The 20,097-nt window shown below is 70.3% G+C and carries 20 protein-coding genes; 16 read left to right on the top strand and 4 right to left on the bottom strand.

Translation table 11 applies throughout. The features are described from left to right. Positions 1–39: 39 nt before the first annotated feature. Both ACUKCB_RS24385 and ACUKCB_RS24390 read left to right on the top strand, forming a co-directional pair. Complete coding sequence (locus ACUKCB_RS24385) at positions 40–723, top strand: hypothetical protein (protein ID WP_473041121.1); 684 nt, start codon at positions 40–42, stop codon at positions 721–723. Positions 724–865: 142 nt separating this feature from the next. Further along, positions 866–1,270, top strand: a complete 405-nt coding sequence (locus tag ACUKCB_RS24390) for an SSI family serine proteinase inhibitor (RefSeq protein WP_473037928.1) — start codon at positions 866–868, stop codon at positions 1,268–1,270. A gap of 16 nt (positions 1,271–1,286) precedes the next feature. Here ACUKCB_RS24390 and radA read toward each other — a convergent pair whose 3' ends face one another. Next, entirely contained in the window at positions 1,287–2,657 is a 1,371-nt protein-coding gene (radA, locus tag ACUKCB_RS24395; protein ID WP_473037929.1) for a DNA repair protein RadA, read from the bottom strand. A gap of 183 nt (positions 2,658–2,840) precedes the next feature. Between radA and ACUKCB_RS24400 the strand changes: the two genes are divergently transcribed. From ACUKCB_RS24400 to ccsB, 12 genes are all read left to right on the top strand, one after another. Next, on the top strand, positions 2,841–3,767 hold the full coding sequence (locus ACUKCB_RS24400) for an SGNH/GDSL hydrolase family protein (RefSeq protein ID WP_473037930.1): 927 nt from the start codon (positions 2,841–2,843) through the stop codon (positions 3,765–3,767). 221 nt (positions 3,768–3,988) lie between these two features. Beyond that, a complete protein-coding gene (locus tag ACUKCB_RS24405) occupies positions 3,989–4,579 on the top strand; it encodes a C40 family peptidase (RefSeq protein WP_473037931.1) in 591 nt (196 codons plus the stop codon). A 185-nt stretch (positions 4,580–4,764) separates the two neighbouring features. Continuing rightward, positions 4,765–5,703 carry a sugar phosphate isomerase/epimerase family protein gene (locus ACUKCB_RS24410; RefSeq protein ID WP_473037932.1) on the top strand — a complete coding sequence of 313 codons (939 nt, stop codon included), beginning with the start codon at positions 4,765–4,767 and terminating at the stop codon, positions 5,701–5,703. A 99-nt stretch (positions 5,704–5,802) separates the two neighbouring features. After that, positions 5,803–6,597, top strand: coding sequence for a pyrroline-5-carboxylate reductase (gene proC / locus ACUKCB_RS24415; protein ID WP_473037933.1), 795 nt, complete (start codon positions 5,803–5,805; stop codon positions 6,595–6,597). Positions 6,598–7,138: 541 nt separating this feature from the next. Beyond that, positions 7,139–8,674, top strand: a complete 1,536-nt coding sequence (locus tag ACUKCB_RS24420; protein ID WP_473037934.1) for a DUF1109 domain-containing protein — start codon at positions 7,139–7,141, stop codon at positions 8,672–8,674. Positions 8,675–8,894: 220 nt separating this feature from the next. Continuing rightward, entirely contained in the window at positions 8,895–10,055 is a 1,161-nt protein-coding gene (locus ACUKCB_RS24425; RefSeq protein ID WP_473041122.1) for an acetoin utilization protein AcuC, read from the top strand. Positions 10,056–10,262: 207 nt separating this feature from the next. Further along, positions 10,263–11,060, top strand: a complete 798-nt coding sequence (locus ACUKCB_RS24430; RefSeq protein ID WP_473037935.1) for a phosphatase — start codon at positions 10,263–10,265, stop codon at positions 11,058–11,060. A gap of 257 nt (positions 11,061–11,317) precedes the next feature. Further along, a complete protein-coding gene (locus ACUKCB_RS24435) occupies positions 11,318–11,521 on the top strand; it encodes a helix-turn-helix domain-containing protein (RefSeq protein ID WP_013155995.1) in 204 nt (67 codons plus the stop codon). A gap of 224 nt (positions 11,522–11,745) precedes the next feature. After that, positions 11,746–12,489 (top strand): TlpA family protein disulfide reductase, encoded by a 744-nt coding sequence (locus tag ACUKCB_RS24440; RefSeq protein ID WP_473037936.1) that lies wholly within the window; start codon positions 11,746–11,748, stop codon positions 12,487–12,489. After that, positions 12,489–13,310, top strand: a complete 822-nt coding sequence (locus ACUKCB_RS24445; RefSeq protein WP_473037937.1) for a cytochrome c biogenesis CcdA family protein — start codon at positions 12,489–12,491, stop codon at positions 13,308–13,310. Before ACUKCB_RS24440 ends, ACUKCB_RS24445 begins: the two co-directional genes overlap by 1 nt. 1 nt (position 13,311) lies before the next feature. Then, positions 13,312–14,937 (top strand): cytochrome c biogenesis protein ResB, encoded by a 1,626-nt coding sequence (gene resB / locus ACUKCB_RS24450; protein WP_473037938.1) that lies wholly within the window; start codon positions 13,312–13,314, stop codon positions 14,935–14,937. Further along, positions 14,934–15,929: a c-type cytochrome biogenesis protein CcsB gene (gene ccsB / locus ACUKCB_RS24455; RefSeq protein ID WP_473037939.1), complete on the top strand. Its 996-nt coding sequence runs from the start codon at positions 14,934–14,936 to the stop codon at positions 15,927–15,929. The genes resB and ccsB overlap by 4 nt, the downstream gene beginning before the upstream one ends. A 22-nt stretch (positions 15,930–15,951) precedes the next feature. Here the strand turns inward: ccsB and ACUKCB_RS24460 are convergent, their stop codons facing one another. Then, positions 15,952–16,947, bottom strand: coding sequence for a LacI family DNA-binding transcriptional regulator (locus ACUKCB_RS24460; RefSeq protein ID WP_473037940.1), 996 nt, complete (start codon positions 16,945–16,947; stop codon positions 15,952–15,954). A 238-nt stretch (positions 16,948–17,185) separates the two neighbouring features. On the opposite strand from ACUKCB_RS24460, the gene ACUKCB_RS24465 reads away from it, so the two are divergent. After that, positions 17,186–18,502 carry a pectate lyase family protein gene (locus ACUKCB_RS24465; protein ID WP_473037941.1) on the top strand — a complete coding sequence of 439 codons (1,317 nt, stop codon included), beginning with the start codon at positions 17,186–17,188 and terminating at the stop codon, positions 18,500–18,502. Positions 18,503–18,649: 147 nt separating this feature from the next. On the opposite strand, the gene ACUKCB_RS24470 is transcribed toward ACUKCB_RS24465, so the two are convergent. Further along, positions 18,650–19,000 carry a PLD nuclease N-terminal domain-containing protein gene (locus ACUKCB_RS24470; protein ID WP_191266948.1) on the bottom strand — a complete coding sequence of 117 codons (351 nt, stop codon included), beginning with the start codon at positions 18,998–19,000 and terminating at the stop codon, positions 18,650–18,652. A gap of 119 nt (positions 19,001–19,119) precedes the next feature. Next, positions 19,120–19,320 carry a BldC family transcriptional regulator gene (locus ACUKCB_RS24475; RefSeq protein WP_017535950.1) on the bottom strand — a complete coding sequence of 67 codons (201 nt, stop codon included), beginning with the start codon at positions 19,318–19,320 and terminating at the stop codon, positions 19,120–19,122. 413 nt (positions 19,321–19,733) lie between these two features. Between ACUKCB_RS24475 and ACUKCB_RS24480 the strand changes: the two genes are divergently transcribed. After that, positions 19,734–20,075: a DUF4229 domain-containing protein gene (locus ACUKCB_RS24480; RefSeq protein ID WP_473037942.1), complete on the top strand. Its 342-nt coding sequence runs from the start codon at positions 19,734–19,736 to the stop codon at positions 20,073–20,075. Positions 20,076–20,097 lie beyond the last annotated feature (22 nt).

A 20,097-nucleotide genomic window follows, 5' to 3' on the forward strand; every position in this document is an offset into this window, starting at 1 on the left:
ATCTACTGGAGGCGGCGTGCCTTCGTGCTGGCCGGTCTGATGCTGGTGCTCGCGCTGATCACGTACGCGTGCCGTCCCTCCGGTGACGACGGCGAGCCGACAGGCTCGCAGGCGGCCCTGGAGGAACCCGAGGCCTCTCCCAGTATCGCGGAGGACGAGCCCTCCGAACCCGAAACGGAGGAAGAGGCGGAGGACCCGTCCGCCTCGCCCTCTCCCTCACGGTCGGAAGGTGAGGAGGCCGAAGGCGGGGAGGGGGCCGACGGCGGCTCAGGGGATGCGGAGAGCGAGGGAGGCGAGGCCGCGGCTCCCGAGCGCCCGGAGGACCCGTGCCGCCCGCAGGACCTCGTCGTCACCTTCGACTTCGCCGAGGACGACCGGGAGGTGTACGGCGGCGGCGCCGGCCCCGGGTTCAAGGTGACCGTGGTCAACGTCGCCGAGCAGACCTGCACCGCCGACGTGGGACCGGAGGCGATCGAACTGAGGATCCACTCCGGCGACGACCGGGTCTACTCCTCCGCGGACTGTGTCGAGGGCAAGGCAGAGGAGGAGCGCCAGCTCAGCCAGGGCCGACCGCACGAGTACACCATCGACTGGGCGCGGGAACGCTCCTTCACCGACTGCCGGGAGAGCAGTGCCAAGGCCCAGCCCGGCTGGTACAAGGCCAACCTGCACGGCGATCACGTCGGGAACGTCGACCAGCTCGTGTTCCAGCTCAAGGCCTGAGAACCCGACCCGAGCCGACCCAGCCCGTCTTCGGGCTGGGTTCTCGTGTGTCCGGGGCGGCTTGCCGCAAAGTCATGACTCTTGGTCATCGAATGACTACCATTCGGAGTGAACTTCTGCTTCCTCGATCCTGGAGTCCGCCGTGAAACGCATCGCTGCCGTCCTGACCTGTGCCGCAGCCGCCTCGTTCGCCCTGGCCGCGCCCGGGCACGCGGACACCGCGCTGACCGGCACCGCGCAGGCCCCCGTGTACAAGCTGGAGCTCTACACCCCCGCCGAACAGCGCGAGGAGACCGGTATGAGCTGGTACCGCGCGGTCGTCCTGACGTGTGAGGAGCCCGGGGGCTCCCACCCCCGGGCCGAGGAGGCCTGTGGCCTCATCGCCGAGCACGGCAGCATCGCCGGGATCCGGGAGGTCGGGGACGGTGTCTGCACGATGGTCTACCAGCCGGTCACCGCCAGGGTCACCGGCGCGGAGGAGTACGAGGAGACCTTCAGCAACGCCTGTGTCATGAAGAGTGCCAAGGACGCGGTCCTGGACTTCTAGCGGCGGGCGCCCGCGCTCACTCCTCCTTGCGGGAGCGGCGGCGCCGCGCGACCCGGGTCAGGGCCTCGCTCAGCTCCTCCACCTCGTGGACGCGGATGCCCGGGATCGGATCGCCGAAGTGCTGGGGCACGACCGCCTCGGTGAAGCCCAGGCGCTGGGCCTCGGCGACCCGGCGGCGTACCCCGTTCACGCTGCGCACGTCACCGGCGAGGCCGACCTCGCCGACCGCCATGAACCCCCTCGGCAGGGCGACGTCGTTGCTGGAGCTGGCCGCGGCCAGGGCCAGGGCCAGGTCGACGGCGGGTTCGCCCAGCTTCACGCCGCCCACGGTCGAGGCGTACACGTCCATGTTGGCCAGCCTCATCCCGGTCCGCTTCTCCAGCACCGCCAGGATCATGTTCACCCGTGAGGTGTCCAGTCCCGAGGTGGCCCGGCGGGGGGCGGGTAGCGGGGTCGGCGCGACGAGGGCCTGCACCTCGGTGATGAGGGGGCGCCGACCCTCCAGGGCGACGGTCACGCAGGTGCCCGGCACCGGGTCGGTCCGTTCGGTGAGGAAGAGGCCGCTGGGGTCGGGCAGCCCGAAGATGCCCTTCTCGGTGAGCTCGAAGACGCCGATCTCGTCGGTGGGGCCGTACCGGTTCTTGACCGCGCGGAGCAGGCGCAACTGGGAGTGACGTTCACCCTCGAAGTGCAGGACGACGTCGACCAGGTGCTCCAGCATGCGGGGGCCCGCGATGGAACCGTCCTTGGTGACGTGGCCGACCAGCACGGTCGCGATGCCGCGCTCCTTGGCGATCTGGATGAGCGCCCCGGTCACCTGCCGGATCTGGGTGACGCCGCCGGGGACACCGGCGGCCTCGGGGGAGACCATCGTCTGCACCGAGTCCACGATCAGCAGCTTGGGGGCCACGGCCTCCACGTGGTTGACCAGGGTGGCCACCGAGGTCTCCGCGGCGAGGAAGAGCTGGTCCGAGAGGGAGCCGAGGCGTTCGGCGCGCAGGCGCACCTGCCCGGCGGACTCCTCGCCGGTCACGTACAGAACGGGGGCGTCGGCCGCGCGCATCGCGGCGACCTCCAGGAGGAGGGTCGACTTTCCCACGCCCGGTTCTCCGGCGAGCAGGACCACGCCGCCGGGGACGGCTCCGCCGCCCAGGACCCGGTCGAGTTCGTCCACCCCGGTGGGGACCGCCTCGGCGCTCTCCACGCTGATCTCGGTGATGGGGCGGGCCCGGGAGGTCACGGGGGCGGCAGCGACGGCGGCGGGCGCGGGGGCGCCGGCCTCCTCGACGGTGCCCCATGCCTGGCACTCCCCGCAGCGCCCCACCCACTTGAGGGTGCTCCATCCGCACTCGGCGCACCGGAACGTGGTCTTCGCTGCTTTTGCCATGGTCGACACGCTAACGGCTGCCGGGGACAGCTCTCGCTGCCGCGGCAGGGGCCGCCCGGGACACAGGAAAGTTACCTACGGGTTAGGGCCCTTCTTTCGTAGGTCGTGTTAGAGACTTCCTTAGGGAGTCACTCCCCGGGTCCGAACACTCCGATGCCCCCGCTCCTTGGAGAGGAAACCCACGTGTCCCGTACACGCCGATCCCCCGCCGTCCCCCGCAGTACCCGAAGCCACCGCCGTCCGGGAGCCCTGCGCCGACTCGCCCGGCTCACGGTCCCGCTGGCCCTGGCCGCTCTGGGAACATCCCTGGTCAGCGCGCCCGCCGCCGCGGACGAGGTGCAGACCTCGGCCTTCGGTCACTACGTCGCCATCGGGGACTCCTTCGTCGCCGGTCCCATGGTCGCCAGTGCCCGGATGCCGCTCCTGGGCTGTATGCAGTCCTCGGTCAACTACCCCAAGCTCCTGGCGGAGGAGCTGGGGATCACCGAGATCACCGACGTGAGCTGTTCCGGTGCGCGGATGGACCACCTCTACGAGGCCCAGTTCGACGACACCCCGCCGCAGCTGGACGCGCTCCGGCACGACACCGACCTGGTCACGGTGGGTATCGCGGGCAACGACTTCGGTTTCTCCGACGTGCTCGTCGAGTGCGCGAAGCAGAGCCTGCGCAACCCGTGGGGCAGCCCGTGCGCGAACCACTACGGCGACGAGCTGGACCAGCGGATCGAGGGGTTGCGGAGCGAGGTCTCGGGGGTCTACGCGGACATCGCGGAGCGCAGCCCGAACGCCACGGTCCTCAGCGTCGGGTACCTCCAGATCCTTCCGGAGAGCGGCGGCTGCTGGCCCAGCACGCCGATCGCCCGCGGTGACGTCCCGTTCCTGGACGAGGTCCAGACCGCGCTCAACGAGATGCTCAGGGAGGAGGCGCAGGGCCAGGGGGCCGTCTTCGTCGACACCTTCGAACGCGGTCACGACGTCTGCCAGGGGTCGGACACCCGTTGGGTGGAGGGGCTGATCCCGGAGGACGGGGCGCCCATCCACCCGAACAACCTCGGTATGGCCGCGACGACCGATTTCGTCCACGCCTCCCTGGGGGTGCCGGTCCCGTAGCGCACGGTCACCGCCCTCGGTGGCGCGCGGTTGTTTAGTGGTTCTCTGACCGTTTTGTCTACCGAAGTCAAGCAGGCTTTACCGTCTTTGGATACCGATTTGGCTACGGAGAGTGACAACTCTTGGTGTCTGTGTGACCAATGGTGATGTGTCGGCGGTCGTGAGATCCGTGTCACAGCGGCGCGGGCGGCCCCGACGGACCACACAGGGAGAACCACGTCATGCGACTACCGCGACACCACGAGCAAACGCGGGCCTGCCGTCCCACCACGGACCCGGGGCGGCAGGCCGTACCCGCCCAGTCGCGTCGCCGTGCGCCGCGCGCACTCGCCGTCGCCGTTCTCGCGACCGCTTTCGCCGTCGGGGGAGCCCCGGCTCTGGCCCAACCCGCACCGGCCGCCTCCGTCGCCGCGGAGGGCGCACGCGGTTCCGAGCGGATCCACCAGGCGCTCCCCTCCAGCACCGTCGAGAAGGCCATCAGCGCCGCCCAGGCCCAGAAGGGCAAGCCCTACGCCTGGGGCGGGACCGGGCCGGACTCCTTCGACTGCTCGGGCCTGGTGCAGTACTCCTTCAAGCGGGCGGGGGTGAGCCTGCCCCGGATCGCCCACGACCAGGTCAACTCCGGAACCCGCGTCAGCTACGCCAAGGCCAGGCGCGGCGACCTCCTCTACTGGACCGACAGCGGCGGATACGCCTACCACGTCGCCATCTATCTCGGCGGCGACCGCATGATCGACGCCCCGAACTCCGGCGGCAGCATCTCCGAACGGCCCGTGAACCACTACAACCTCGCCGGCGCCGTACGTCTTTGAACCGGTCCCGAACAGGCGCGCGAAGGCGCCCCGACAGCTGACGACGGCCGTCTCCCGTGCTCCCGGGGGCGGTCGTCTCCCTCTGTCACGCCGGCCTCGTGCGAGGGGGAACAGGGGCTGTCCGCCACGCCGCGTTCACCCGGGCGGACGCCCCGGGGAGCCGTGGAGCGCATAGTCTGGTTTCCGTGAGCCCTATCCAGGTCCCAGACGCGCCCGTGGTCCTCTCGTCGGCGTCGGTCTACCCGGAGAAGACCCCGGCGGCCTTCGAGATCGCCGCGAAACTGGGGTACGACGGTGTCGAGGTCCTCGTCTCCTCCGACCCGACGAGCCAGGACATCGAACTCCTCCGGCGCCTCTCCGACTACCACCAGATGCCCGTCACCGCGGTCCACTCGCCCTGCCTCGTGCTGACCCAGCGCGTGTGGGGGCGGGAGCCCTGGGGCAAGCTCGTCCGCTCCAAGGAGATGGCCGAGGCCCTGGGCGCCAGCACGATCGTGGTGCACCCGGCCTTCCGCTGGCAGCGCGAGTACGCCCGCGACTTCGAGAACGGTGTCGCCCGCATGCAGGAGGAGACCGACGTGGTCTTCGCCGTGGAGAACATGTACCCGGTGCGGGTGCGCGACCGGGAGGTCGTCCCCTACGCACCGAGCTGGAACCCGCTCGACCGCGACTACCCCGACGTCACCCTCGACCTCTCGCACACCGCCATGTCCGGATCGGACGCGATGGACATGGCCAAACAGCTGGGCAGCCGCCTGTCCCACGTGCACGTGGCCGACGGGCTCGGCGGGCAGAACCTCGACGAGCACCTCATCCCCGGCCGCGGCAGCCAGCCCGTCGCCGAGCTGCTCGAACACCTGGCGGGCAACGGCTACGAGGGACAACTCGTCCTGGAGGTGAGCACCCGCAAGGCCCCCGACCGTCAGGCGCGTATGCGTGAGCTCGCCGAGGCGTTGGCCTTCACCCGGCTGCACTTCGCCCAGGGTCCTCCGGGCTCCGAATCCGTGCCGGGCCGCCGCGAGCGCATCGCGCTGCTCCGCAGGCGCCCCCAGTCGCCGCCCCGGCGCTTCTCGGTGGACCCCGGGGGAGCGGCTGACGACGAGGGCTCGGTCGACCCGGGCTGATGACACCCCGGTCGGCCGGTTGTCCAGTGGTTGGGACGACCGGTCCGTTTCCCGGGGGCGGGAGGCTAGCGTGGAGGGAATCCGCAGAGAGGACCCCACATGATCGCGATCATCGGTGCAGGAAAGATGGGCGAGGCGCTGCTCGCCGGGCTGCTGGCCAAGGGCCACACACCGGAGGACGTGCTCGTCACGGAGCCGCGCGCGGAGCACGCACGGGAGCTGCGCGGCCGCTACGGGATCGAGACGGTTCCGGCACAGGACGCCGCCAAACGGGCGGACACCCTGCTGCTGGCCCTCAAACCGCAGGACATGCTCGCCCTGTTGGACGACCTCTCCCCGCACCTGGGCCGTGAGCACCTGGTCATCTCGGTGGCCGCCGGGCTGACCACCGCCGTCCTGGAGAGCCACCTGCACCCGGGGGTGCCGGTCGTACGCGCGATGCCCAACACCCCGGCGCTCATGGGCAGGGGGATGACAGCCGTCTCCGGCGGGGCCCACACCGGAGACGCCCACCTGGACCGGGCGGAGGAGCTGCTGGGTGCGGTCGGCGAGGTGCTCCGGGTCGGTGAACAGCACATGGACACGGTCACCGCCATCTCCGGCAGCGGACCGGCCTACTTCTACTTCATCGCCGAGACCATGATCGAGGCCGGGGTCGCCATGGGTATGCCCCGTGTCACGGCGCAGCGGCTCGTGGGTCAGACGATCACTGGTGCCGCGGCCATGCTCGACGGCTCGGGCGAGCATCCGGTGGTTTTGCGGGAAGCCGTCACCTCACCGGGTGGGACCACCGCCGCCGCCCTGCGTGAACTGGAACGACACGGGGTGCGTACCGCCTTCACCGACGCGATCGAGGCGGCTCGGGACCGGAGTAGGGCGCTCTCCGAGAGCTGAACCACAGCTCACGTGATGCACGTCACACAAAAAATTCCCAGTCGTGCTGGTCGTGGGGCGCCGGACGCTGCGTCACACCAGGTGCATAAAGTCGGAATAAGAGGGGGCTGACCCTCCTGTCTCCTCTCCTGTGTACGTGTTCGCATCCTCCTGATTCCGGGGCCCCATGACAACTCCTCAACCCCCTTCGGACCCTTCCCACCAGCCCGGACAATCCGGTCCTCCCGCCACGCCGCCCCATGTCCCGAGCGGTCCGCAGAGTCCCGTTGGGGGCGCCCCGACGGGAGGCGGCCCCGCACCCCAGAACCCGTCCGGCGGTCAACCGCCGCTCGGGCCGCCACCGGGAGGCCCGCCCCCGGGCGGGACGCCTCCAACGGGCCCGCCTCCCGGCGGGACCCCCTCCGGCGGAAACCCCGCGGGCGGGCCGCCGCCCCCCGGTCAGTTCAGCGGGCCGCCTCCCGGCGGACCCCCCTCGGGGCCGAACCCGCCGTTCGGACCGCCTCCGGGCGGAATGCCCCCCGGTGGGATGCCTCCGGGTGGGATGCCCCCCGGCGGGCCGCCCCCGGGCCAGTTCGGTGGACCGCCGCCACCGCCGCCCCTGCCCCCGCTCGGCCTCTTCAAGTCGAAGTCCGGCCTGCGCGCAGCCCTGATGAACCTGTCCGGCGTCGGCGCGGGCTACTTCTACCTGCGTAGCTGGGTGTTCTTCGGGATCAACCTGGCCGTCACACTCGGCCTGCTGGTCACCGCCGCCATCATGGGCGCCGCCGACGACCTGCTCGTCTGGGCTCCGGCGATCCTGGTCTGGATCCTGATCACAGCCGTCCACGGCCTTTTCGCGGGTCGGGCCCACGACCGGCGCCTCCTGGCCCGGGGCGAACAGCCCCCGGCCAAACCCATGACGCTCGTGCTGGCGGCCTGCCTCGCCCTGGTGATGGTCGTCTCGCTCCTCGGCGTCTGGCAGACCGGCGAGTGGCGGCTCCGCGTGGCCGACGCCGCCCACGCGCGCGGCGACTGCGACACCGCCATTGACGTCTACGGCCAGGTGGAGAGCGGATTCCAACTCTCCATGTCACCGTCGCTGATGGACCGGGCGCGCTCCGGCAGCGAGGCCTGCCAGATCCTGAGCCGGGCCCAGTCCGACGTGGACAACGAGGCCTTCGACCACGCGCTGGAGTCCTACAGCGACTACTTCGCGCACGAGGCCTCCCGTTGGGAGGACACCGACGGCAGCATCGCCGACATCCACCTCGACTACGCCTCCCAGCTCGCGGCCGACGCGGACGAGCTCTACAGCGGCGAGGTGACCGAGGAGGTCAGGGAGACCTTCCGGCAGGCCCAGGAGACCTACGCCTTCGTCGCCGAGGACTTCTCCGACACCCCGGCCGCCGCCGAGGTCCCCGCCGCCCTGAACGACCTGTACGACCTGGCGACCGGCGACTACTCCGCGGAGAGCTGGTGTTCGGCCTCCGACCAGATCGGGATGTTCGACGACCTCAGCTGGGACGCGGCCCCCGAGATCGCCGACCGTATCGAGGAGGAGCGTCCCGACGCCGCTCTCAAGTGCGGCTGGGCCCAGGTCGACGCGGGCGACTTCGACGACGCCGAGGCGCGCGCGGACTTCCTTTCCGCCGAGTACCCGGACCACGAGGCCGACGAGGTCGAGGACCTGGTCCGGCACGTCGGGGCGGGCCGGATCGAGGAGGAGATGGACACCGCGGTCCTTCTCGGCGAGAGCGACCTCGACGCGGTCGCCTACAGCACCGGCGGCGGCGACAAGGTCTCCGTCGAGTACGTGAACTACACCGACGAGGAGATGCGCTTCCTCTACGTGGGCCCGGACGCGGTGCACGGGGAGGTCATCATCGAGCCCTGTGAGGACTGCGACGTCTCCTCCCCGCCGACCGACACGTCCTGCATGAGCGATCCCAACGCCATGGACCTGAAGCTGGACCCGGGCAAGTACCGGATCGTGATCGGCTCGACCGAGAACCTGTTCGACCGTCCCCTGCACGGCAACGTCGACATGAAGGCCGGGGAGGTCTACGCCGACTGCTTCTACCGCGGTGAGGCGGACTGACCCGAGACCCCTCCTCCCGCCGGCCCCGCAGGGCGCCGACGGACCACGGCCCGGGCCCCGGCGTGAAGCACCCCTTCACGCCGGGGCCCTCGTCCTTCCCCGGAGATCGGACGCCCCGGGGTTCTGCCCCCGCTGCGGCCTTGCGTACTGTGTGCTTCGGAGCACGCACACCTGGAACGGGGGTCACCACATGGGAGGGCGCACGTCCTGCTCGCTTCGGGTGGCATGGGACGACGGACTCACCGCCTACGACTTCGGTCCGCAGCACCCGATGGCACCGATCCGAGTCGAGCTGACCATGGCGCTCAGCCGCGAACTCGGGGTCTTCGACGGGGCGGGGGTCGACCTGCTGGACGTCGAGCCGGCCTCCGACGAACTCCTCTCCCTGGTGCACGACCCCTCCTACATCGAGGCGGTCAAACGGGCGGGCCGGACCCTGGAGCCGGACGACGCCCACATGCTCGGGACCGCGGACAACCCGGTCTTCCGTGACATGCACGAGGCCTCCGCCCTGATCTCCGGTGCCTCGGTGGCCGCGGCCGAGGCCGTGTGGACCGGTCGGAGCGCGCACGCCGCCAACATCGCCGGCGGCCTCCACCACGCCATGCACGGCAACGCGTGGGGGTTCTGCGTCTACAACGACCCCGCGCTGGCCATCGCCTGGCTCCTGGAACAGGGCGCCAAGCGCGTCGCCTACGTCGACGTGGACGTCCACCACGGCGACGGCGTCCAGAACGCCTTCTACAACGACCCGCGGGTCCTCACCATCAGCCTCCACGAGTCCCCGGCGACCCTCTTCCCCGGCACCGGCCACGCCTCGGAGGTCGGCGGACCGGGCGCGGAGGGGTACGCGGTCAATGTCGCCCTGCCCGCCGGGACCGGCGACACCGGCTGGCACCGCGCCTTCGACGCGGTCGTCCCGCCGCTCCTGCACGAGTTCCAGCCCGAGATCCTGGTGACCCAGCAGGGCTGCGACACCCACGCCCTCGACCCCCTGGCCAACCTGACGCTGAGCGTGGACGGCCAGCGCCGGGCCTACGAGGAGCTGCACAGGCTGGCGCGCAAGACCGCGGGCGGCCGATGGCTGCTGTTCGGGGGCGGCGGCTACGGACTCGTCCACGTCGTACCCAGGGCCTGGACCCACCTGCTGGCCGAGGCCGCGGGTTCACCCGTGGACCCGGAGCGGGAGACCCCGCAGGGGTGGCGCGACTTCGTGCGCCGGCGCACCGGTGAACTGGCCCCGCTCTACATGACCGACGGCCGCGAGGTCTCCTTCACGCCCTTCGAGCGCGGGTACGACCCCGGCGACCCCGTGGACCGGGCCATCCACGCCACCCGCACCGCCGTCTTCCCCAGCCACGGAATCGACCCGACCCTCTGAACCCGGCCGGGTCGGCCCCTGACCGGGGCCCCGGGCGGCGTCGGGCCGGCCCGTCCGGTCACACCCCGGTGAAATATCCCGGATCGCCGCGTGGCGCGCGTTCAGCGGGTAGGAAGAGGATGAATACCGGGCGAACAGGAGTCGACGTCGTGGCGGTCGCGCGGCGTTTCGCAAAGCTCGCCGCGCTGACGAGGAAGGGGAACGCAGGTGACGCCGCCGACACGCGCTGAACTCATCACCTATCTGGTTCGCACGGGGATTGCGGGGCACGTCGACACCCCACGGCAGAACAACCTGCGTCACTACCGGAGACTCGTGCAGAAGGACCCGTACCACCAGTTCGGGCTGACCTTCTCCCAGGACTGGACCGTCTCGGAGGTCCTCGCCCTGATGAACAAGCGCTGCGGTGTGGTGGGGGACGAGGAGTACGTCTGGGGGATCGACACGATCGACCCGGACCTGACCATCGACGCCCTGGAGGCCCTCGCGGACCGGTTCGCACTGGCCGCCGAGCGCCAGGAGACGGTCATGTTCGCCACCGGCCACCCACGCAACCTCCGGGAGACCTACCGGGACTGGAAGGACGCCCTGTCCGGCCGCGGGTGCAAGGTCATCACCGCGGCGGGGGGCTACTCCTACGAGGTGACCACGGAACGGCCGCCCAACCGCCGAATCGTGGTCTGGCGGGACGAGGTGGCGCTGGTGACGGACGGGCACCTCCCCCGACACAGCCACCACCCCTTCGCCATGCGGGCCATCCTGGCGGAGCTCACCGACCGGGACGAGCCATGGCCGCAGTTGGTCATCGCGGACCACGGGTTCGCGGGGGCCGCGGCGGAGGCGGGGGTGCCCACGATGGGCTTCGCCGACTGCAACGACCCCGCGCTCTTTCTCGCTGAACACGAGGGAAAACTACTGGTCACGGTGCCTTTGGACGATGGTTATCTGCCCGAGGACTACGCCCCGCTGCGCGATTACGTCCTGGCCCGCGCGGGCCTTGTCTGAGTAGGGCCGACCATTTATACCCACCGTTAAACCTCATCTGACCCGTGGTCAACGTGTGGCTCCGAAGACAGCAAAAACGACCTTCCGTAGACGGGAACTCGGCTCTACTCTGAAAACGGACGTGTCAGTAGTGACAGCACGACACGCTGGCGTGTCGGTGGGACGGGCACAGTTTCCGGGGTCGCCCAACCACTTCCGGGCACGCCAGGGCTGAACGGTAGACAAATGCTCACGTCCGGGAATGAGGGCGTCGGAAGATGAACGGGAGCAAGCCGCCTCTCGAAGAGGTCAGGTTCTTGACCGTGGCGGAGGTCGCCACGATCATGCGTGTGTCCAAGATGACCGTTTACCGAATGGTGCACTCGGGAGTTCTCCCCGCGATCCGTGTGGGGCGTTCCTACCGGGTACCCGAGCGAGCCGTGCACGACTACCTCCGCGAGGCTTTCGTCGAGGCTGGTTGACAGGGCCGGGCCGGACCCGGGTGCGGGGCCCACACGCCCAGCGCCCGGTCCGCCGATCATCAGGGGGCGGTGACTCCCCGACATCGCCCCCGTAAGGGGTCCACCTCGCCGAGTGCCGCTCCGCGCCCTTGCGCCGGGGCGGCCGAGCGGTCCCCAGGGCATCTACTACACTTTGTCGTTGTTGTAGTCCGCCCTGTTCACACCGCGTTCGCGAGGTCCCCTCGATGCCCAGTACCAGCGCAGGTACACGACGCCGCCGTGCCGTGCCGCGCCTGTCGGCCGCGGCGTTGGCCGCCGTCCTCGCCCTGTCCGGCTGCGCCGGAGGCAACGAGATCGAGTCCGGCGGCGAGGAGGACCGGTTCATCTCCGGTGACGGCAGCGCCACCGTCTTCGAGACCGGCGAGCGCGAAGCGGTTCCCGAGATCACCGGGACCACCTTCGACGGCGACGAAATCTCCCTGAGCGACTACTCGGGCGAGATCCTCGTGCTCAACGTGTGGGCCAGCTGGTGCGGCCCCTGCCGGGCCGAACAGCCCGTCCTGGACGAGGTGTACACCGAGTACGGCGGCCTCGGGGTGGACTTCCTCGGTGTGAACATCAAGGACGACGAGACCGCCGCTCTGGCCTACACCGACAACAAGGACGTGCCCTACCCGAGCCTGTACGACCAGCCCGGAGAGATCCCGCAGGCCTTCCGGGACACCGTCCCGCCCCGGGCGATCCCCAGCACCCTGGTCATCGACCCCGACGGCAACATCGCCGCCCGCGTCATCGGCCCCACCACCTACGGTCAGCTCACCGGCCTCCTCGACCCGCTGGTGGTCGAGTTCGACTTCGGCGACCCGGAGGAGCGTCCCCGCGTCTCCGAGCAGGAGGGCTACGGCGAGGGCGCCGAGGAGGCCCCGGAGACCGCCGAGGAGACCGACCAGGACGCCGCCGAGGGCGCTCCGGACGGGGACGACGACTGATGGACCCGATCGGCACCACCGTCCTGACCGGCTCCCTCCTCCTGGCCGCGCCCCTCGCCCTCGCCGCCGGACTGGTCTCCTTCCTCTCACCCTGTGTGCTCCCGCTCGTCCCCGGCTACCTGTCGTACGTGTCCGGCATGAGCGGAACCCAGGTCCGCGAACGGGAGGAGAACGACGCGGTCGGAGGGGGCGGCGCCGCGGCCACCCGTACGGTCGCCGACATCGACACCGAGCTCGCGCAGCGCCGGTGGACGATGGTCACCGGCAGCATCCTGTTCATCGCGGGGTTCAGCTTCGTCTTCGTCGCGGTCGGCGGATTCATCGGTTGGCTCGGCGACCTCCTCATGGACTACACCGACCCCGTCACCCGGGTGCTCGGTGCGCTCACCGTCGTCCTCGGCCTGGCCTTCATGGGCCTCCTGCCGGGGTTCGGCCGCGAGTTCCGTTTCCACCGCCTGCCCCGCGCCGGGCTGGCCGGGGCGCCCCTGCTCGGCGTCCTCTTCGGCCTGGGCTGGACCCCGTGCATCGGACCCACCCTGGCCGCCGTCCAGACCCTCGCCTTCGTCGAGGGGGGCGCCGGCCGGGGGATGCTCCTGTCCCTCGTCTACTGCGTCGGGCTGGGGCTGCCGTTCATCCTCGCCTCGCTGCTCTACCGGCGCGCGTTGCACGCGTTCGGATGGCTCAAGCGCCACACCCGCGCGGTCACGGTGTTCGGCGGTGTCATGCTCGTCCTGGTCGGCCTCGCCATGGTGACCGGCCTCTGGACACAGATGACCATCGCCATGCAGGGCTGGGCCGCAAACTTCCAGACGGTGATCTGACTTGACCACGACCACGTCCGAGAACTCGGAGAACACGTCCGGGGGACCATCCCCCGGGAACCGGCCCAGGGGCCTGGGCGCCATCGGCTGGGCGCGCTGGGTCTGGCGCACCCTCACCTCGATGCGCACCGCCCTGATCCTGCTCTTCCTGCTGGCGCTGGGGGCGATCCCCGGCTCGATCCTGCCGCAGAACGTGGTCAGCGTCGACGAGGTGAGCACCTACTTCCGGGAGAACCCGGAGCTGGCGCCCTGGCTGGACCGCCTCTACCTCTTCGACGTCTTCTCCTCGCCCTGGTACGGCGCGATCTACCTGCTGCTCTTCGTCTCCCTGGCCGGGTGCGTGCTCCCGCGCGCCCTCGTGCACGCCAAGGCGGTCCGGGCACGGCCGGTGCCCACCCCGCGCAACCTCGGCCGGATGCCCTACGTGGCCCGGTTCAGCACCGACGCCTCACCCGAGGTCGCACTGGAGCGGGTCGGCGGAGTACTCCGGGGGTACCGGACCGAACGGTACGGGGACTCGGTCTCCGCGGAGACCGGCTACCTGCGCGAGGTCGGGAACGTGCTGTTCCACCTCGCCCTGCTCGCCCTGCTGCTGGCCCTCGCGGCCGGGGCGTTCTTCGGCTACCGCGGCAACATGCTGATCGTCGAGGGCGACGGGTTCGCCAACACGCTGCCGTCCTACGACGCCGTCTACCCGGGCCACTGGACCGACACCGACCAGTTCGAGCCCTTCACGATGCACCTCGACAGCTTCGAGGCCAGTTTCATCGAGGAGGGCGACCTGCGCGGGCAGGCCGAGTCCTACGTCGCCGAGGTCACCTACAAGGAGGCTCCCGGGGCGCCGGAGCAGCAGCACAGGCTGGAGGTGAACCACCCGCTGAGCGTGGACGGCGTCCAGGTCTACCTGCTCGGGCACGGTTACGCCCCGGAGTTCGAGGTCCGCAACGCCGACGGCGACGTGGTCTTCGACCAAGCGGTTCCGTTCCTGCACCGCGAGACCAGGAGCTACACCTCCGACGGTGTCATCAAGGTCCCGGACACCGGCGGCGAGGAGATCGGTCTCGTCGGGGTCTTCCTGCCCACGGCCGCCGAGGACGCCGAGGGCGAACTGACCTCCACCTTCCCCGGACCGGAGAACCCCGCGGTGACCCTGGAGGCCTACCGGGGCGATTTGGGGATGTCCGAACCGCAGTCGGTCTACCAGCTCCAGACCACGGGGATGGAGGAGCTCGGCGAATCACCCGTGATGGCCGTCGGCGACACCTGGGAACTGCCCGAGGAGGCCGGTTCGGTCACCTTCAAGGGGTACAAGCAGTACGCCACCCTCCAGAGCAACCGGGACGGGGCCCGGCTGCCCGCCCTGGGCGCGGCCACCACGGCCGTGGCCGGTCTGCTCCTCACCCTCTTCGTGCGCCCGCGCCGGGTGTGGGTGCGCGCCACCAGGGGAGCGGACGGCCGCACCCGGGTGGAGCTGGCCGGGCTCGGCAAAACCGAGGCGGCCGGTGACAACTCCGAGTTCCACGAGATCACCAAACAGCTTGCCGGACGGCTCCGGAGCGAGTCCGACGACAACCCCCGCACACCATCCGACCCGCCAGAGTCGACGACAAGAGGGAGTGACCGGTGACGTACACACTCGCCGGACCGGTGAACGAGACGATGGCGTCGGCCAGTGACACGTTGATCATCGCGATGATCGTGACGTACGCGGCCGCACTGTTCCTCTTCGCCATCGAGGCCGCCTACGGACGACGCACCAGGCTCAGGGCCGGCCGGCTCATGCCGGTGGGCGCCGGGGCCGTCGAGAACGCCGACGACGGCGACATCGAGGTCGAGGTCCGCACCTCGGAGGGCGTGGCCCAGGCCTCCCAGAGCGTTCTGGGCAGGATCGCCCTGGGCGTGACCGCGCTGGGTTTCGTGTTCAGCGTCGCGCAGGTCGTCACCCGGGGGCTGGCCGCGGGCCGCTGGCCCTGGGGCAACATGTTCGAGTTCGTCGTGGCGATGTGCCTGGTGGCCGTCGGTGCGCTGCTCTACGCCTCCTGGCGCTACCAGGCCCGCTTCCTCGGCGCCTTCGTGCTCGTCCCGGTGCTGCTCCTGCTGGGCATCGGGGTTCGCTGGCTGTACGTCGACCCGGGCCCGCTGATCCCCGCGCTCCACTCCTACTGGGTCCCGATCCACGTGACCGCCGTGATCATCGCGGGCGGGGCCTTCATGGTCTCCGGTGTCACGGGTGTCACCTACCTGGTCGCGCACCGGGCCGAGGCCAAACGCGCCCTGGGGGAGAAGGTCGCCGGTATCGCCGGCCGCCTGCCCAGCTCCGAGCTGCTCGACCGCATCTCGCACCGGTTCATCCTGTTCGCCTTCCCGCTGTGGACCTTCGGCGTCATCGCCGGTTCCATCTGGGCCGACGAGGCGTGGGGCCGGTTCTGGGGCTGGGACCCCAAGGAGGTCTGGTCCTTCATCACCTGGGTGGTCTACGCCGCCTACCTGCACGCCCGGGCCACGGGCGGATGGCGCGGTCCGAAGGCGACGTGGATCAACGTGATCGGTTTCCTGACCGTCATGTTCAACTTCTTCGCCGTGAACTACATGTTCAGCGGACTGCACTCCTACGCCTGACCGGTCACCGGGCCACACGGACTCAGTCGACCGCGCCGACCCCTCGGGGCGGCGCGGTCGACTCGCGTACGACCAGACCGGTGTCCAACGAGACCGTCCCGGGGGGACCCCCGGCGTCCACGGCCTGGAGCAGCAGGTCGACGGCTCCGCGCCCGGCGGCCGACACCGGCATCTCCACCGTGGTCAGGGCCGGACTGCAGTACTGGGCCACGTGGCTGTTGTCCACGCCGACCACGCTCAGGTCGCCGGGTACCGACAGGCCCAGCTCGGCAGCCTGCCTGACCAGGCCGAAGGCCATCAGGTCGTTGTGGGCCAGCACGGCACTCGCCCCGCTGGCCGCGACCTCCTCGGCGGCGGACCGGCCGCCCTCCTCCGTCGGTGGGTTGGGGCCGACCCGCTGGAGCAGCACCCCCCGTTCGGCGGCGAGTCCCTCGGCGGCGCGTTCGATCTCCCGACTGGTCCAGGCCGTGTGCGGCCCCGTCGCCAGGGCGATCTCCCGGTGGCCCAGCCCGAGGAGGTGATCGAGGGCCTGGCGGGCGCCGGAACCGACGTCCATCACAACCCCCGGGACCCCGCGGAGCCGCCGGTTGACGACGACCAGCGGGAGCTCGCGGGAGAGCTCGGCGATGACGCGGTTCGCCAGCCGGGGCGCGACCAACAGGACACCGTCCACCTGCTTGGCCATGGACCGGACCAGTTCCTCCTCCACCTCCGGCCGTTCGTCGGTGTCGGCGACGAAGACGTGGTAGTCGCGTTCCCTGGCCTGGGCCTGGGCGGACTTGACCAGCGGCGGGAAGAACGGGTTGGCAATGTCGGCGACGATCAGCCCGAGGTTGCCGGTCCTACTGGTGGACAGGGCCCTGGCGGCGCGGTTGGGCCGGTAGCCGAGCGCGTCCGCGGCCGCCAGCACCCGGGCGCGGGTGTCCGGCCTGACCAGGTGGGCCGCGGAGAGGGTACGCGAGACGGTGGAGACGTGCACCCCGCTCACCCGTGCCACGTCCCTGATGGTGACGGCCACCGGGGCCTCCGTTCCGCCGACTGTTCTCGCTGCCTCGACAATACGGCAATCGTTTGTCGGATGTCAGCCCGGTCGGCACACGTCCTGTTTGTCATTCCCACTGGCCCAACGACTGTTTTTCCATCTTTTTCCAGTCGGAACGCGGTCGAAGAAGGGTTGACGGGGGCGACAAATTCAGAGAGATACTTGCAAACGTTTGCAGGCATGTGCTCAGGACCCCCGACCAAGGAGCAGACAGATGCGCAGGTTCGTCCCACCTCTGGCCCTGGCCACCGCGCTGGTCGCCACCACCCTCGCCCCGGCCGCGGCCGACCCGGTCGGGGATCCCCGCGGCATCGGCCGCCAGACCCTGCCCGAGGGCGACGGCTGGGGGTCGGCGGGCAACGGGACGACCGGCGGTTCCGAGGCGGTCCCGGAGGACGTCCACCGGGTCTCCACCATGGCGGAGTTCCGTGCGGCGGTGGGCGAGCGGGACGGCGACACCCCGGTGATCGTCTACGTCGAGGGCGTCATCGACGCCAACACCGCCCCGGACGGGACAGCCCTGAGCTGCGAGGACTACGCGGTGGACGGTTACACCCAGGAGGACTACCTAGCCGAGTACGACCCGGACACCTGGGGCTGGAGGGATCCAGAGGGCCCGCTGGAGGAGGCCCGGATCGCCTCGTCGGCCGTGCAGGCCGAACAGATCCGGGTCGGGGTCGGTTCCAACACCACCATCGTGGGGGTGGGGGACGACGCCACCATCACCGGGATGAACCTGAGGGTCCACAACGCGGACAACGTCATCCTGCGCAACCTCACCTTCTCCGACGCGTACGACTGCTTCCCCGGCTGGGACCCGGGCGACGGGGGCACCGGCAACTGGAACTCCGAGTACGACCAGGTCGAGGTCTCCGGATCCACCAACGTGTGGGTGGACCACAACACCTTCGACGACGGCGACAACCCCGGCAGCGAACTCCCCGAGTACTTCGGCCGCAAGTACGAGGTGCACGACGGTCTGCTCGACATCGTGCGCGCCACCGACCTCGTCACGGTCTCCCGGAACCACTTCGAGGGCCGGGACAAGGCGATGCTGCTGGGCAACAGCGACGGCCGTACCACCGACCGGGGCTACCTGCGGGTGACCTGGCGCCACAACCACTTCGACGGCCTGGGGGAGCGGGCACCGCGTGTGCGCTACGGACAGGTGCACGTGCACAACAACTACTACACGGTCCGGGACCCGGAGCTCTTCGGCTACAGCCTGGGGGTGGGAAAGGAGTCGCACCTGTATGCGGAGAACAACATCTTCGACCTCCACGACGGGATCGGGGCCGGTGAGCTGCTGCGCAACTGGGGCGGCACCGACATCGTGGAGCACGGGAACGTCCTGCTGACCGAGGGGGCCGGACGGCTCACCCCGGTCGACCTGGTCGCCGAGCACAACGCCCTCCGGCCGGACGACCAGCTCGGGACCGGACTGACCTGGGTGCCGCAGTTGGCGGACGAGGTGGAGCCGGTGCACGCGGTACGGGGGCTGCCCCGGTCGGTGGGGGCCGGGCTCCTGTAGCCACCCGGGCCCGGCGGCCGGGCGGCCCGGCCCGAGGGGTCCCTGACCGGAAACGGCGGCGAGGGCCGTACCCGAACCGGGTACGGCCCCCGCAGTCCGTTGTCTGCGAAGCCCTTCGGCAGGTGCCGTTCGGCGGTACCGAGTGGACTACTCCTCCGGGTCGATCCGACGGTTGAGGCGTCGGAGGAACTCCGGGTCGTCGTCGGGGCCGAGCGGGTGCGGGCTGTCCGAGGGCTTGGCGAAGTCTGACGGGTCGAGGTCGTCCACGGACGCGGCCTGCTCCGGAGAGGGCGTGCCACCGACGGAGGCAGGCCTGCGCGGACGACCGAGGAAGAGCCACAGGATCGAGCCGACGGGCATGAACAGTGCGATGACGACCAGCCACAGGACCTTCGGAAGGTTCCGAGCCTCCTGGGCAGGGGTGGTCAACGCGTCGAAGAACGCGTACACCCACAGAACGATCGATACGAGCGTGATCAGGCCACCGAGCCACACCATGCTTCCAGCCTACTCTTGCTGTCGACTCCGCACAGCCGGGTGCGCCTGCCCAGAGGTGCGGGAGACCGCGCGGATCGTCGGGTCCGGGGCCGTCGGGGGGCGTGTCGGACGCCGGTCGGTCAGGGGGTACTCTCGCTCGGCTCTCCGAGCAGGAGGGCGCGTACCTCGGACTCCCGGAAACGGCGGTGGCCGCCGGGCGTCCGAATGCTGCTGATCCGCCCGGAGGCGGCCCAGCGGGTGACGGTCTTGGGATCAACCCGGAAGAGTGAGGCCACTTCCCCGGGGGTCAACAGGCGTTCGCTTGCTCGTTCCACCTTCACATTCCCCCAATCGTGCCCGCCTGGACTGAGGGGGCGGCGGGCGTTTGATCCCCTAGTGTGCACGAGTTGGTCCGTTTCCTCCCTAGTTTTCGGAGAAATTGCTCCGCTGGGGGGAGGAGTGGGAGATATGTGATCGGAACGTGATGTTCGGGCCCTGCTGTCGGGATTGGAAACATCCCATGACTATCCGAATCCGGTGCCGATCACGCCCGGCCAGGCCTGCGGTGGAACACACCCCGCCCTGGTGCGTGCCGCCGGAGGCACACCCTTAACCTGGAGGTAAGGGCTGCCTGATGCGGAACGCCACCCCTTCGACCGTGGTCGCGCGACTCGGCCGACCACATGCGTGATCATGCGTGGGCGGGTGTGCCGACCAATCTAGTGCAGGTAATCGTCTGTTGTGAGGCTTTTTGATGCGTAGCTGGCTGACCTACACCGCCGCCCGCCTGGCGCTGTTCGCGGGCGCCTTCGGAGTCGTCTACCTCTTCGGCGCGAGGTCGTGGGTCGCGTTGATCCTCGCGTGGGTGGTCAGCGGGCTCGCCTCCTACGTCCTGCTCTCGAAGTGGCGCGACCAGATGTCGGCGTCGGTCGTCGACTGGTCGAAGAAGCGCGAGGACAGGGCGGTCGGCACCCGGCTCTCCGGCGGTGCCGCCCGCGAGGACGAGATCCAGGACGAGCTCCTGGAGGCCCAGGGCGCGGAGGGGGCCGAGGCCGCTCCCGCGGAGGGCACCGGGGCCGCCGAGACCAGGAACTGACGAGAGCCCCCTCCGGTCCCCG

The sequence above is a fragment of the Nocardiopsis moroccensis genome (assembly GCF_055763695.1).